Raw genomic sequence first — 14,404 nt, 5'->3', positions numbered from 1 at the left:
CCACTCTTGGCGGTTACTTGCGCTTCAACAGGCTGAGAAGACTGCTCTTCTTCGCCTTCTTGATCGCGATTCGCCCGGTGACGATGTGTGATAGTTGCGAGAACGTTTCAGCCGTCGGCGATTTCGGATCCATCTCCGAAATCATCCGCCCGCTGTTTGCAGCCGTGCCGAACAGATTGCTGTCGAACGGAATGATCGCCACCGGCTCGCATTCCAGCGGCTCGCAGAAATCGGAAGGGCCGATTTCGGGGCGCTTGGGCATGCCCACCTGATTGAGAACGAGATGGGGCGCCTTGTCGTTCGGCCGCATCTTGCGCAGCGCGTCCATCATGTTCTTGGTGTTGCGCAGGTTGGCGAGGTCTGGCGATGCGCAGATCACCACCTCGTCGGCGCTCGCAAGAACCGAACGGGTCCATTCCGACCATGCATGCGGGACATCGAGAACGGTCACCGGCGCACTGCGCTGCAGCACGTCCATGACAGGCTGGAAGGCCTGGCCGTCGAAATCATAGGCGCGATCGAGCAGCGAAGGCGCGGCCAGCAGCGAAAGATGCTCCGAGCATTTCGTCAGCAGGCGATCGAGGAACATTTCGTCCAGGCGCTCGGGCGCGTAGACCGCCTCGGCGATCCCCAGGGTCGGGTCCTGGTCGAAGTCGATATTCGCCGTGCCGTAGGGCAGATCCAGATCGGCCAGGATCGTTTCCGTCGAGAACAGCCGCGATATGCCGAAGGCGCAGTTGTGGGCGATGGTCGAAGCGCCGACGCCGCCCTTGGCCCCGATGAAGGCGATGCTCCGACCCAGCGGCTCGGCATCCGGATCGACGAAGATCGCGGCCATCGCAGACATGATGTCGGGCATGCCGACCGGCTGTACGATGTATTCGGAGATGCCGTTGCGGATCAGGTCGCGGTAAAGCGCGATGTCGTTGTGGTAGCCGACGATGACAACCTTGGTGGTCGGGTCGCAGACGGCTGCCAGCGGCGCCAGGTCGTTCAGCAGACTGGCGCTGTTGGCCCTTGTTTCGATAATGATCAGGTTCGGTGTCGGCGCGCTGGAGAACATGTTCGCCGCCGCCGCAACGCCGCCGCTGGTAATGCGCAGGCCGACTTTCGACATGCGGCGATCCTGGCCGCAGCGCTCCATCACCCGCTGCAGTTCCTCGCTCTCGCAGAAGGCGTGCACCGAAATGCGCGGCAGCGGCCGCATGTTTTCGAGCTCATCCACCCGCATCGCGTCTTCAGCATGCTGAAGTTCGCTGGAATTCTTGATGTCGTACTCGACCGTGCTCATGGTGGATACTCGCCTTAGAAGCTGCTGGACGAGCTACCGCCGACGTCCTCAATGGTGGATGACTGCTCGCGATATTCTTTGATAGCGGCGTTGCGGCGTGTCGCATCAATCGGTGTCATGCCGCGCGGCGCGACCAGATCCTCGGGATTGGCGATCTGTGCCGCCAGATTGTTCTGCGTCGCGCAGCCGAAATTATAATAATTCTGGTTGCTGAAGTCGTTGATCATGTCCTTCGGCCACTGGCCGCACTGCGATGTCATCGCCGTCGTGCCGACAAAGGTCAGCCGGATCGGTGCTGCATCGGTGGCGCTGAGCGTCACATAGGAGCTGTTGACGATCTTCGAGGTCGCAATGCCGCGTGCGGCAAGTTCGGCGCGGACCTGGCCGCGTAGCTGGTGGGCGGCGTTCGCGTTCGGCGATCCCTCCGGTGTGAGCAGATAGACCGGTCCGGTGGCGCGCGATCCGTAATTCTGGGCAAAGCCGCGGATCATGTCGCGTTGCGCCGTGTTCAGCCGGCGATCGGTGGAAGCCACCGGAATATCGACCGATTGCTCGGCCTCGGCGACCACGATCGGATGGCGCTGGCGGTAGTCGTCCGGAATGCCACCGGTCGTCAGCTCGTCGCGCGACGCGCAACCAGACAGCATCGCGGCTGCCAGAGCCGCGACTGTTATCAGCGACTTGGAAAAACCGCTCCGGCGAGCGCTCATGTTGGTCTGGGCCATCGGCTTTTCTCTATGTTGTGCCATTGCTGATCCCGCCTCGCTCATTTGTAGATGAACCCGATTGAGCCATGGAATTGAGCGTCTGCGACCGGCGCTTTGCCGCCGTAGACCTTGTTGACGCGATTGAGGAAGAAGGCCGCGCCGTCGTTTTCGGGGCTGAAATTGTCATCAGGCCGGTTGAGCTGGTTGCGGGCAACGGGCCGCACCAGATACGGCGTCGCGATAATCACCAGTTCGGTCTCGTCGCGCTCGACCGTTCGTTGGCGAAACAGCGTGCCGAGCAGGGGTATCTTGTTGGCACCTGGTGTCCCGTTCGATGTCTGCGAGACGTTGTCGCGGATCAGGCCGGCCAGCGCGATCGAACCGCCGGACGGAAGCTCGACCGATGTCTCGGCCGAACGGCGCTGGTAGGTCGGAGCAGAACCGGAAACCGACGGTGCCGGCTCGGAAACGTTGGTCTTGATCTCGAGGCTGATGCGGCCGGCGGAAAGAACCACCGGCTTGAAGGAGAGGTTGATACCGTAATTGTAGGGGACGACTGTGACGTTGCCGTCATTGTCTGTCGTCGAGTAGAGAACCTGACCACCGGAATTGAAGGTTGCCGCCTGGCCGGAGATTGCCGTCAGCGTCGGCTCGGCCAGTGTCTTGACGACCTTGGCCTGCTCCAGTGCGCTCAGATAGGTCGAGATGTCGTATTTTCCGATCGAACTCTTGAACAGCGCTGCCAGACCGCCGCCAACCGTTGCCGTCGCGGCGCTGCTGCTGGGCGCACCAAGCTGCGCGACGCTCAGGCCGCCAGAATTCGAAACCAGATTGTCGAACCCGATCTGCTTCAGGATTTCCCGGCGCACTTCGGCAATGGTGACCTTGAGCGTCACCTGATCCTCGCCCTCGATCTGCAGAAGGTTGATGACCTGGGACTGCTGACGGCCTTCAGCAAACAGCGCGACCGAGCCGTCGCCGCCGCCGCTGCTGCTTGCAGTTTCGGTGCGCGTCGTTGCCTCGCCGCCCTTCAGGAACACGCCGGCAAGGTCTGCGGCCTGGGCTGCATCCTGCGGTGTGCGCACCGTTCCGGTCAGCACGATGTTATCCGAGACGATCTCGACGCTGATGTTGGAATCGGGAATGAAGCGGCGCAGGTTGGTCTGCAGGCCGCTGACATCGCGTTCGATGGCAATATCGAGGCTGACGATCTGCTGGCCATCGGCGCCGAAGATGAAGATGTTGGTTTGCCCGACCGTCTTGCCGAACAGATAGATGCGCCGCGATGAACGGGTCACGGCATCGGCCATCGACGGGTCGGAAACGAGAATGTCGTGAGCATCGACAGGAAGATCGATGACGATCGCCTTTTTCAGGCCAAGCTTCAGGCTGCGATGCGCGCCGGAGCCGGTCTGGGTGATGTTGATCATGCCGTCCGATGCAGCCTGTGCGGCGGTAACGCCGATCGCCTGATCGAGAAAGCCCGGCGCTATGCCGGTGACACCGATCGTCAGGGAAAGGCAGCCTGCCATCAGGGGCTGCATGCGCCGCGTTGATTTGCCCATGTTCATTTCCTCTACTCGGCTTTCGGCGCAGCGCTGTCGGTGACGATGGCGCCCGACTTGATGACCTGAACAATGGCGCTGCCGTTGTCGCCGCTAAGCAGATAGTCGGCTGCACTGGTATCCTGCTCGCGGGCGTCGGCGACCGAGCGCAATGCCAGCGAAAGCCGGTCGGCCATCTGCTGGGCGACGGCAAGCACCTTCGTCTGGTCGGGGGTGAGTTCCAGCGTCGCGGTCGTGCCGACGACGGCCTTCGAGCCATCATCCTTTTCCTGGATCTGCTGGTCGATCGCCAGAACGCGCACATTGCTGAGCACGGTCTCGGTCAGATACTTGTCGCCGGTCTTTTCCTTGCGGACCATGATCAGGTCGACGCGGTCGTTCGGCAGGATGAAGCCGCCGGCGCCGGTTGCGACGGATATTTCGGTCGCAACGGCGCGCTTGCCCGAAGGCAGCAGCGACGACATGATACGGCTATTGGAATCGGCGATCTTTTCGGCGCGGATCGGCTCGCCCTCGAAGATGGGGAGGCGTACCACCGAGCCCTGCATATCCTTGATCGCATCGGGCTTGTCCGTCTCGGTAATAAAGCCCTGCACGACGCCGCCCTGTGGCCAAGGCATCCAGTGCACGGCTTTTTCATCGATCCGCGCACCGACCGGCAGGTTGGCGCCCGACACCAGCACGTTGATGGTTGGTTCCTTTTCGACGACAGACTGCACCTGCGTCACGACAGAGCCGCGTCCCGCAAGGCTCATGGCGAGCACACCGGCAAGGCCGGCTGCCACGACAGCCACTCCAAGGATCAAAAGGCGGGCGGGTTTCATCAATGGTTCCCCAAGGAATCGAAATATTCGTTCCCGAGAATGAACCGCAATTGGTGTAATTATAGTTAACGAAAGGCTTCGAGGTTAGGTTAATGAAGACCTAACAGCCTTTACTTCAGGCTTTCCAGCGCGGCCATGAATATCGGCGAGGAAGGAAAGGCCAGAAACCCACCGATCGCGATGGCGATGCCGTAGGGGATCTTCTTGGCAAGAAGAATAGAGTTTGGAACCGGAATGCCGATCGCCAGGATGGTGTCCGACTGCGCCCGGATCATCAGGATGACCAAACTCGCGGCGCCGCCCATCAGGCCGACATAGCCCAGGAATTCGACAAGTGCCGGATTGAAGCCGAACCACAGCGCGGTTGCGGTCAACAGCTTTGCGTCGCCGCCGCCCATCGTATTCGTGGCGAACAGGACAAAGCACACGACGAAAACGGCCAGCGCTCCCACCACATGATTGCCGAATTGGCCAAGTGGCAGTCCTGTCAACAGGGCAATGGCGAAGAAGGATAGAATGAGGATGACGGATATCCTGTTCGGGATGGTCATCGTAAACAGATCGGAGAATGCCGCGATTGCGAGGCACAGGGGGAATATCACGAAGACAGATGCTGCGATCATTCTTTTCACCGATTTTGGAATGGCGAAAGGCCCACCGCTGTTCGCATGTGGGCCTGCGCTGCTGATCCAGGCGCATCGCTGCACCTGGCGTCGAGTGATTACTGGCTCGCAGTAACCGCGTTGTTCATCTTCGTCGACAGGTTGGTGAACACGGTGTTCAGTCGCGTGCCGAGGGTCGTTGCGCCGGTGATCAGGGCAACGGAGATCAGCGCTGCGATCAGGCCGTATTCAATTGCGGTTGCGCCAGATTCGTCTTTCAGGAAACGGCTTACAAGCTTGGTCATAATAACTCCTAACTCCAGTTGATGGTTCAGCACGTCCGCCAACTGTTTGCCGTTGATCGGATGACCACAACCTAGTGGGCGGCTCTTTCAATCGGCTTAAAAAAATAGGTTACTAATATGTAAACGAAGGTTCAGTCCTGGCTATAGTAAGTAGTTGCTTTAGTAATTCGGTTAAAATTTAAATATCACCGGCAAACTGCTGTAAGACAGGCTGCCTGCCCGGTTGGGCCGTCTTGATCTATATAATTGTGCGGCCCCGTTCGGCCGGCCTGTCCCATCAAAACACGGAAATTCACGACCATGCGCCCCATTCCGGCATCAAACGGGGCAGGCTTAAGTGTTCGTTCACCATTTTTTCCCATGCTAATGGCGAGTTACGTCACGATCGTGAGAGAAATCCAGATGTCATCGAGCGGCCACAGGTTAGTCCTCGCCAGCATACTTGCCGCGTCCGGCCTTTGCCATCAGGCTTTGGCTCAGGACAACGGAATGCTGCGCGTCTATATGGACCAGGCGCGCGTCTTGAAACTGGATCGGCCGGTAAGCAAGGTCATCGTCGGCAACGCAAAGGTTGCCGATGCCACGGTTGCGGACGCCAAGACCATCGTCCTGACCGGCCGCAGCTTCGGCAGCACCAACCTTGTTCTGCTCGATGCGGATGGCAACGCCATTCTCGACGAAAGCATCCTCGTCTCCATTGACGAGGCCAACACTGTTCGCGTCTTCCGTCAGACAGAGCGAACGGTCCTCTCCTGCACGCCGAATTGCGAGCAGCACAGCGACACGACGGCAGCAGCGACAACGGCCGCAGCGCCCTGACGTTTTCGCAGCGTTCCGAATCGTTAAATTTCTGAACCGGCCTGAAACGAATAATCAACGTTCGGCACTTACAAGTGCACAATCGAAGCTGTGTCGGATACAGGCCATGACGGAATTGGATCAAACAGCGGAAACGGCCAGCGGGCTCGGATGCAAGCGGCGGTCGCCGATCGCCACGTTCATGCGTTCGCGAGACGGCTCGGCCGCAATCGAGTTTGCGCTGCTTGCCATTCCCTATTTCATGGTGATCTTCGCCATCATCGAAACCTTCATTGCCTTCGCAGGCGAGCAGCTTGTGTCCAATGCGGTGGATACGATGAGCCGCAAGGTCCGGACTGGCCAGATTACCGCGGCAAACACCGACCGCACGGCCTTCCGCACGGCCTTTTGCAACGAAATCGCCATTTTGATCAGTTGCTCCACCACGGAAGCCGCGACGCCGAGCAAGCTCTTTGTCGATGTCCAGAAGTTTTCGACATTTGCGGCCATACCGACCACGATTGCCAAAACCGCCGGCGGCGATATCAATACCGCCAGCTTTCAGTATGCGCCCGGCGGCGCCGGTACGATCAATATGGTTCGCGCCTATTACAAGTGGCAGATCATCACCGATCTCATCCGTCCCTACATCTCGAGCATCAAGCCAACGGACGGTTCCTCTGCATATTATCTGATCGTTGCAACGGCAACCTTCCAGAACGAGCAATATCCGTGATGATGGCTCGTCGCACAGTCGCAAAAATTCGGGCGCTTTGCCTTCGCTTCGCCGGCGACCGCGAAGGCGTCGGCGCGATAGAGTTTGCCATCCTGTTTCCGATTCTCGTTATGCTGTATGTCGGCGCGTTCGAGATCACCGTTGGCCTCAGCGTCAGCAAGCGTGCCGCTCGTTCGGCCGCTGCCGTGGCAGATATCATCACCCAGCAGACGAGTGTCACCCCGACTTCGTTGGCCGATATGCCATCGGTGGCCGCATCGATGTTCGCGCCCTTCAGCACATCAAGCATGAAGATGAAGATCACAGGCATCACGATTGACGCATCGGCCAATCCAACGGTGAAGTGGTCCTGGGCGCAGGACAACACCCGGCCCTATACGTTGAACTCCGCGGTCACCGTTCCCACTGACATGAAGAAGGCCAACACCTTTCTTGTACGCACGGAGTTGACCGTCCCGTACAGGCTATTTCTGTTCGCACCCAATCTGATGCCCAACCAAAGCACCATCACCATCAGCCGCACCTACTATTATCGTCAGCGCCAGGGCGACGACGTCCCCTGCGACGACTGCTGAATCGGCCCCGGCACCGGCCATTTGCCATCGCGCGTCACCCGTTATAAGGCTGGTAACCCCGCGGCCGGCAACCCGGCGCGCCACTGTGTCTGTCTCAGGTGAAATATGCCGCGTGCCTTTCTTTTCGTAATGGATTCCTTCGGCGTCGGCGGCGCACCCGATGCATCGACCTATGGCGACGAGGGCGCGGATACGCTGGGCCACATCGCCGAATTCTGCGCAGCCGGAGCGGGCGACCGTGAGGGCTTGCGCTCTGGCCCGCTCCTGCTGCCGAACTTGTCGGCACTTGGCCTGCTGCATCTGGCCAAGGTTGCCTCCGGCCGGGTCCCCGCCGGCATGCCGTTCCCCGAAAAAGTCTACGCCAGCTTCGGCGCCGCCAATGAAGTGTCGCGCGGCAAGGACACGCCATCCGGCCATTGGGAAATCGCCGGCACGCCGGTGACCTTCGATTGGGGCTATTTCCCCACCGAGGGCGATGCCTTTGCCCCGGAGTTTATCGAAGCGCTCTGCAGCGCCGCCGAGGTGCCGGGCATTCTCGGCAATTGCCACGCCTCCGGCACAGATATCATCGCCCGCTATGGCGAAGAGCATATCCGATCCGGCAAGCCGATCTGCTACACCTCGTCTGATTCCGTCTTCCAGGTCGCCGCCCACGAGACGCATTTCGGCCTCGAAAAGCTGATGACCTTCTGCGCCATCGCCCGCGCATTGCTCGACCGGCAGAATATCGGCCGCGTCATCGCTCGCCCCTTCATCGGCGAGACCCGTGCCCGCTTCGAGCGCACCGGCAACCGCCGCGATTTCTCCGTGCCGCCGCCGGAGCCGACGCTGCTTGATCGCCTGGTCAGCGAAGGCCGCACCGTGCACGCCGTCGGCAAGGTGGGCGATATCTTTGCGCATCAGGGTGTCTCCAGGGTGATCAAGGCCAATGGCAATACGGCGCTGATGGACGCGACGCTCGAGGCCATGGATATCGCCGAGGATGGCGATCTGGTGTTCACCAATTTCGTTGATTTCGACATGCTCTACGGCCACCGCCGCGACGTGCCCGGCTACGCCGCCGCGCTCGAAGCTTTCGATTCCCGCCTGTCGGAAGTCGGCGGCAAGCTGAAGCCTGGCGATCTCGTCATCATCACCGCCGATCACGGCTGCGACCCGACCTGGCGCGGCACCGATCACACCCGCGAGCGCGTGCCGATCATCGCCTATGGCCCCGGCCACCGCCCACGCGATATCGGCATCCGCAGCACCTATGCCGATATCGGCGAAACCATCGCCCAGCATCTGCGCATTCCCCCGGGATCGCACGGGAGAAGCTTTTTATGACATCGCATCTGAAGAAGGTGGAGCTGCATTGCCACCTCGAAGGCGCCGCCCCGCCGGCACTCACCCTGGCGCAGGCCCGCAAGTACAACATCGACATCAGCGCCCATCTTAACGAAGGCGTCTATGTCTGGCACGATTTTGCAAGCTTCCTTGAGTGCTACGACAAGATCTCCGAAGTCTACAAGACCGAAGAAGACTACGCCCTGCTGACGGAAACCTACCTTGCCGAGTTGTCAGGCATCGGCACGATCTACAGCGAGTTGATCGTCTCGCCCGACCACGGCCAGCGCATCGGCCTCGGCGCCGACGCCTATATCGAAGGGGTCTGCGAGGGCATCCGCCGCGCCAGGGCGGCAAGCGGCATCGAAGCCCGGCTGATCGTCACCGGCGAGCGCCACTTCGGCCCCGAAAGCGTCATCGGCGCTGCCGAATACGCAGCGAAAGCGCAGAACCCCCTGATATCGGGCTTCAACCTCGCCGGCGAGGAGCGCATGGGCCGCGTTGCCGACTACGCCCGCGCCTTCGACATTGCCCGCGACGCCGGCCTCGGCCTTACCATCCATGCCGGCGAAGTCTGCGGTGCCTTCAGCGTCGTCGATGCGCTCGATGTCGTAAGGCCAGCCCGCATTGGCCATGGTGTGCGCGCCATCGAGGATGCCGATCTGGTCAGGCGCCTTGCCGATCAGGGCACGGTGCTCGAAGTCTGCCCCGGCTCCAACATCGCGCTGAAGGTTTTCCCGGATTTCCAGTCGCACCCGCTGCGGGCATTGAAGCAGGCCGGCGTCCGCGTCACCATCAGTTCGGACGATCCCCCATTCTTCCACACCTCGCTGGAGCGGGAGTATGAGCTTGCATCAGGCGTCTTCGGCTTCAGCGATGCGGAGATCGACGAGATGACCCGCACCGGCATCGAAGCCGCCTTCGTCGACGAGGCGACCCGCCAGTTGCTCCTGTCTCGACTTTAGCCCGCCAGATTGGGGATCACAGCGGCAAATTGCCCTGCGCTCTTGCAGCGAAGGCGATTTCCGTGAAAGAAACATCCGATAAGAACAGTCAGAGAAAGGGCTCGGCCATGGACGGCGTTACGGTCATCGATCATCCACTTGTGCAGCACAAACTCACCATCATGCGGCGCAAGGAAACATCGACCGGCAGCTTCCGCCGCCTTCTGCGCGAAATCTCGACGCTGCTGTGTTATGAGGTGACGCGCGATCTCGAGCTGACGATGGAAACCATCGAGACGCCGATCCAGACGATGCAGTCGCCGATCCTCGAGGGCAAGAAGCTGGTCTTCGTGTCGATCCTGCGTGCCGGCAACGGCCTGTTGGAAGGCATGCTGGAACTGGTGCCGTCGGCCCGCGTCTCGCATATCGGCCTCTACCGCGATCACGAGACCCTGCAGCCGGTCGAATATTACTTCAAGGCGCCGGATGATCTCGACGAACGCCTGATGATCGTCGTCGATCCGATGCTGGCAACCGGCAATTCCTCGATCGCCGCGATCGACAAGCTGAAGGAACGCGGTGCCAGGAACATCCGCTTCCTCTGCCTGCTGGCCGCTCCGGAAGGCATCAAGAATTTCCGCGAAGCACACCCGGACGTGCCTGTTTTCACGGCCTCGATCGACAGCCATCTCAACGACAAGGGCTACATCGTGCCCGGCCTCGGGGATGCCGGCGACCGCATGTACGGTACCAAGTAATTTAGCAATCCGTTTACCATTCCAATCGGTAGCTGGGGCCTGGGCTACGTTTCCAGGCCTTATCTCTTTCCGACATTAGCAACTTGTCAGCAATTGTGGCTTAGCTGCTAGAGGTGTGGCCGCGCATGATGCACGGTTTATACAGGAAGGATTTCTGTTTCATGCTCGTGCGTACGCTCATATTCGCAAGCATCGCCGCGGTGATTGCCACGCAGGCTCCTTCCTTTTTGGGAAGCGATGCCGCTCGGCCCGATGGTGCCGTCTCCGCAAACTTTCTCTCAGGCGCGATCGAACCCGTCCGTACGCCCGCCGTCGATGCAGGCAGCGGAACCATGCGGCTCCGCGCCGATGCCCAGGGGCATTATAGCGGTGATTTCAAGATCAATGGCAAGACGGTTCCCGGTCTGGTCGATACCGGCGCCACCTATGTGGCCCTGAACGAGACCATGGCGCGGCGCCTCGGCTATACCGCCAACCAGCTCGATTTCCGCTACTCGGTCAACACCGCCAACGGCCAGACCAAGGCCGCACACGTGACGCTCGATCGCGTCGAGATCGGCGGCATCAGGGTGCGCGACGTCGAAGCCTTCGTCCTCAGGGACGACGCGCTGTCATCGACCCTCGTCGGCATGAGCTTCCTGCAGAAGCTGGCTTCCTATTCGGTGGCCGACGGCTCGCTCAGCCTCAAGCAGTAGTATTCAGAGACGTTTGGAAATGACCGCGGGCAGGGCAGGCGCCCTGTCGCTGATGTTGTAATTGCCCTGCAGCGCCGCTGCGGCGGCCTCTGCGCCGATCTCTGTGGCCGCATGCACCATCCCGATCAGATCGCCTCGCTCGACCCGTGTGCCGAGCGGCAACAGATCGGTGAAACCGACGCGATGGTCGATCCGATCATCGGGATGCTGCCGTCCGCCCCCAAGGTCGATCACGGCCATGCCGATCTCCCTGGCGTCGCAGGCCGACAACCATCCTGCCTGCAGGGCCACCACGGGGACTATGCTTGGCGCAAGCGGCAGATAGGCGTCCGGCCGCTCAAGCAGATCCGCAGGCCCGCCGAGCATATGCACCATGCGTCCAAAAATCTCTGCTGCCCGGCCTGAAGACAGCGCATCGGCAGCCCTGCGCTCGCCATCCTCAAGCGAGGAGGCGATCCCCGAACTCGTCAGCATGTCGGCCGCAAAGGCCAGCACCACCGTCTCCAGCCGCGTCCCGGTCTTTCTGCCAGCCAGGAAGTCGAGGCAGTTGCGGATCTCGACAGCGTTGCCGACGGCATCGGCCAGTGGCTGGTTCATGTCGGTAATCAGCGCCGAGGTCTTCACGCCGGCGCCATTGGCCACCTCCACCAGCGATGTCGCCAGCCGCTCCGCATCCTCGCGCGAGGCCATGAAGGCGCCATTGCCGACCTTGACGTCGAGTACCAGCGTCTCAAGCCCGGCGGCCAGCTTCTTCGACAGGATGGAAGCGGTGATCAACGGTATCGAATCCACTGTCGCCGTCACGTCGCGCACCGCATAGAGCTTGCCGTCGGCAGGGGCCAGGGCACCCGTCTGGCCGATGATGGCGCAGCCGACATCCTTCACCACCTTGCGAAACAGCGCGGCGTCAGGGGTGATGCCGTAGCCTGGAATGGATTCCAGCTTGTCCAGCGTGCCGCCGGTATGGCCAAGTCCACGGCCGGAGATCATCGGCACCGCAAGCCCGCAGGCAGCGGCAATCGGCGCCAGCATCAGCGAGACATTGTCGCCGACGCCGCCAGTCGAATGCTTGTCGGCAATCGGCCTGTCGATATCCGCCCAGCTGAGAAGATCGCCGGAGCGCGCCATCGCCATCGTCAGCGCCACCACCTCGTCGCGGCCCATCCCCTTGAACCAGACCGCCATCGCAAAGGCGCCGATCTGCCCTTCGGAGAGCCGGCCCTCGGCAAGGGCTGCGATGAACGCCTGGATCTCGTCCGCTGACAGCGTCTCGCCATCGCGTTTCCGGCGGATGATCTCCTGCGGGATCATCTCAGTAGCTCGCAGCCGCCGCAGGGGCTGCCTGCGTGCCCGAAAGAACTGCAAGAATGTCGTCGAGCACGCCGGACGCGCCGAAGCGGAAGGTCGAGGGCATGGCCCAGTCCGCCGTCATGATCGTCTCGGCAAGGCTGAGATAGAGCGCTGCATCGCTAACCGTGGCAATACCGCCGGCCGGCTTGAAGCCGACCTTGCGGCCGCTCTGGCGGATTGCCCTCAGCATGATGTCGGCGGCCTCAAGCGTCGCGTTGACGGCAACCTTGCCGGTCGACGTCTTGATGAAATCGGCACCGGCCTCGATCGCCAGTTCCGACGCGCGGCGGATCATCGCCGCATCCTTGATCTCGCCGGTCTCGAGAATGACCTTCAGCAGCGCCTTGTCCGCGCATTCCGTGCGCACCGCCGCCACCATGTCGGTCACCGCGCGGCCGCTGCCGGCAATGAACTTGCGGTAGGGAATGACCAGGTCGATCTCGTCGGCGCCATCGGCAATCGCCTCGCGCGTTTCGGCCGCCACATCGGCGATCTCCATCTCGCCGGAGGGAAAGTTGACGACGGTGGCGATTCTTACAGGATGACCGCTGCCGAGAATGGCGCGGGCATGCGCCACGAAGCGCGGCCAGATGCAGATGGCAGCCGTATTGCCATAGGGCGTCTGCGCGCGGGCGCACAGCGCCTCGATCTGCGCTTCGGTGCAGTCATCCTTGAGATTGGTCAGGTCAAGCAGCGACAGCGCGACGGCAGCCGTCTCCTTGAGGGAATTGTTGCTCATTCTTCATGTCCTCCAGCCGCGATCATCTCTTTCAGGATGGCGGCAAGACGGGCGCCGCCTATGGGCGCCATGTCCTTGGTTTCCTCGTGACTCAGCTCTGCGCCGGTCATTCCGGCCCCATAGTTGGTGATTACGGACGCCGCCGCAACCCTCAGCCCCAGCATTCGCGCAATGATCACCTCGGGCACCGTCGACATGCCGACGGCATCGGCGCCGAGAATGCGGGCCATGCGGATCTCCGCCGGCGTCTCGAAGCTCGGGCCCGAAAACCACATATAGACGCCCCGCGACATTGGAATGCCGGCCTTCGCCGCGGCGGTCCGCATCGCATCTGCCAGGTCGCTGTCATAGGCGTTGGTCATGCCGACGAAGCGCCGGTCGCTGTCTTCGCCGATCAGTGGGTTCATGCCGGAATAATTGATATGGTCGGTGATCTGCATCACCGATCCCGGCGCCAGATCATCGCGCAGCGATCCGGCCGAGTTGGTGAGAACAAGCGTCTCGACCCCAAGCCCCTGCAACACCTCGATCGGCAGCCGCATGGCCGTGGCGTCGCCCTTCTCGTAGAAATGCACCCGGCCCGAGAGCAGGATCACCGGCACACCGCCCAACCGCCCGGCCACCACCTCGCCGGCATGGCCGGAGACGGCGCTGACCGGAAAACCCGGCAGATCGCGATAGGCGATGCGCACGACATCCGTCAGCGCATCGGCAAACGAGCCGAGACCGGAGCCGAGCACGATGCCGTGGCGCGGCGAAAGCCCGCCGAGCTTGGCCGCCAGCAGCACAAGCGCCGCTTTCATCAAAGTTCGGTCTCGAAGCTGAACGGCAACAACTCGTCCATGGTCATTGTCTTCTTCACGCCGGTTTCGTCACAAAGATAGATCTTCGTGCCCTTGGAGGCGAACTCCGAAATCTTCTGGCGGCAGCCGCCGCAGGGTGGGCAGAGCGCCAGCTTCTCGGCAATCACGGCGATCTCGACGATCTTCTTCGCCCCGCCCATGATCATCGCGCTGATCGCCGTCGGTTCCGCGCACCACCCCTGCGGGAACGACAGGTTCTCGATGTTGGCGCCGGTATAGACCTTGCCGTCCTCGGCGCGGATCGCCGCACCGACAGGGAATTTCGAGTAGGGGGCATGGGCAAAGGCCATGGCGTCGCGGGCGGCTTCGAAAAGATCGTGAGACAT

Annotated in this window: 17 protein-coding genes; 7 read left to right on the top strand and 10 right to left on the bottom strand. The window is 61.5% G+C overall.

The annotated features are described in order from the left end of the window. Nucleotides 1-13: 13 nt before the first annotated feature. The 6 genes from GVL52_RS21275 to GVL52_RS21250 all read right to left on the bottom strand — a co-directional run bounded on the left by GVL52_RS21275 (nt 14) and on the right by GVL52_RS21250 (nt 5,294). On the bottom strand, nt 14-1,291 hold the full coding sequence (locus GVL52_RS21275) for a CpaE family protein (protein ID WP_160010832.1): 1,278 nt from the start codon (nt 1,289-1,291) through the stop codon (nt 14-16). Between the two features lie 14 nt (nt 1,292-1,305). Beyond that, nucleotides 1,306-2,040, bottom strand: a complete 735-nt coding sequence (locus GVL52_RS21270) for a CpaD family pilus assembly protein (protein WP_160010830.1) — start codon at nt 2,038-2,040, stop codon at nt 1,306-1,308. A 17-nt stretch (nt 2,041-2,057) separates the two neighbouring features. After that, on the bottom strand, nt 2,058-3,563 hold the full coding sequence (locus GVL52_RS21265) for a type II and III secretion system protein family protein (RefSeq protein WP_160010828.1): 1,506 nt from the start codon (nt 3,561-3,563) through the stop codon (nt 2,058-2,060). Between the two features lie 11 nt (nt 3,564-3,574). Continuing rightward, the gene (gene cpaB / locus GVL52_RS21260; protein WP_160010826.1) at nt 3,575-4,387 is read right to left on the bottom strand and encodes a Flp pilus assembly protein CpaB; all 813 of its coding nucleotides are present in this window, start codon (nt 4,385-4,387) and stop codon (nt 3,575-3,577) included. Between the two features lie 110 nt (nt 4,388-4,497). Further along, nucleotides 4,498-5,010, bottom strand: coding sequence for a prepilin peptidase (locus GVL52_RS21255; protein WP_160010824.1), 513 nt, complete (start codon nt 5,008-5,010; stop codon nt 4,498-4,500). 98 nt (nt 5,011-5,108) lie between these two features. Continuing rightward, nucleotides 5,109-5,294, bottom strand: a complete 186-nt coding sequence (locus GVL52_RS21250; protein WP_160010822.1) for a Flp family type IVb pilin — start codon at nt 5,292-5,294, stop codon at nt 5,109-5,111. Between the two features lie 402 nt (nt 5,295-5,696). On the opposite strand from GVL52_RS21250, the gene GVL52_RS21245 reads away from it, so the two are divergent. From GVL52_RS21245 to GVL52_RS21215, 7 genes are all read left to right on the top strand, one after another. Beyond that, nucleotides 5,697-6,113, top strand: a complete 417-nt coding sequence (locus GVL52_RS21245; protein WP_160010820.1) for a pilus assembly protein N-terminal domain-containing protein — start codon at nt 5,697-5,699, stop codon at nt 6,111-6,113. A 106-nt stretch (nt 6,114-6,219) separates the two neighbouring features. After that, complete coding sequence (locus GVL52_RS21240; protein ID WP_160010818.1) at nt 6,220-6,828, top strand: TadE/TadG family type IV pilus assembly protein; 609 nt, start codon at nt 6,220-6,222, stop codon at nt 6,826-6,828. 2 nt (nt 6,829-6,830) lie between these two features. Beyond that, nucleotides 6,831-7,403 carry a TadE/TadG family type IV pilus assembly protein gene (locus GVL52_RS21235; protein ID WP_160010816.1) on the top strand — a complete coding sequence of 191 codons (573 nt, stop codon included), beginning with the start codon at nt 6,831-6,833 and terminating at the stop codon, nt 7,401-7,403. Between the two features lie 105 nt (nt 7,404-7,508). Further along, nucleotides 7,509-8,729 carry a phosphopentomutase gene (locus GVL52_RS21230; RefSeq protein WP_160010815.1) on the top strand — a complete coding sequence of 407 codons (1,221 nt, stop codon included), beginning with the start codon at nt 7,509-7,511 and terminating at the stop codon, nt 8,727-8,729. Further along, the gene (locus GVL52_RS21225; protein ID WP_160010814.1) at nt 8,726-9,694 is read left to right on the top strand and encodes an adenosine deaminase; all 969 of its coding nucleotides are present in this window, start codon (nt 8,726-8,728) and stop codon (nt 9,692-9,694) included. Before GVL52_RS21230 ends, GVL52_RS21225 begins: the two co-directional genes overlap by 4 nt. A 107-nt stretch (nt 9,695-9,801) precedes the next feature. Beyond that, entirely contained in the window at nt 9,802-10,431 is a 630-nt protein-coding gene (upp, locus tag GVL52_RS21220; RefSeq protein ID WP_160010813.1) for a uracil phosphoribosyltransferase, read from the top strand. Between the two features lie 125 nt (nt 10,432-10,556). After that, a complete protein-coding gene (locus GVL52_RS21215; protein ID WP_160010812.1) occupies nt 10,557-11,126 on the top strand; it encodes a TIGR02281 family clan AA aspartic protease in 570 nt (189 codons plus the stop codon). Nucleotides 11,127-11,129: 3 nt separating this feature from the next. On the opposite strand, the gene deoA is transcribed toward GVL52_RS21215, so the two are convergent. From deoA to GVL52_RS21195, 4 genes are read right to left on the bottom strand one after another with little or no spacing between them, the layout of a single operon-like run. Continuing rightward, nucleotides 11,130-12,437, bottom strand: coding sequence for a thymidine phosphorylase (deoA, locus tag GVL52_RS21210; protein ID WP_160010811.1), 1,308 nt, complete (start codon nt 12,435-12,437; stop codon nt 11,130-11,132). Nucleotide 12,438: 1 nt separating this feature from the next. Beyond that, entirely contained in the window at nt 12,439-13,215 is a 777-nt protein-coding gene (gene deoC / locus GVL52_RS21205) for a deoxyribose-phosphate aldolase (protein WP_160010810.1), read from the bottom strand. Next, on the bottom strand, nt 13,212-14,018 hold the full coding sequence (locus tag GVL52_RS21200) for a purine-nucleoside phosphorylase (protein ID WP_160010809.1): 807 nt from the start codon (nt 14,016-14,018) through the stop codon (nt 13,212-13,214). Before GVL52_RS21200 ends, deoC begins: the two co-directional genes overlap by 4 nt. Then, the gene (locus GVL52_RS21195) at nt 14,018-14,404 is read right to left on the bottom strand and encodes a cytidine deaminase (RefSeq protein ID WP_160010808.1); all 387 of its coding nucleotides are present in this window, start codon (nt 14,402-14,404) and stop codon (nt 14,018-14,020) included. The genes GVL52_RS21200 and GVL52_RS21195 overlap by 1 nt, the downstream gene beginning before the upstream one ends.

It is taken from the genome of Rhizobium sp. 18055 (assembly GCF_902706285.1).
Classification (GTDB): Bacteria; Pseudomonadota; Alphaproteobacteria; order Rhizobiales; family Rhizobiaceae; genus Rhizobium.
The sequence above is the reverse complement of the archived record's forward strand: the minus strand, read 5'-3'. Positions and strand labels throughout refer to the sequence as shown.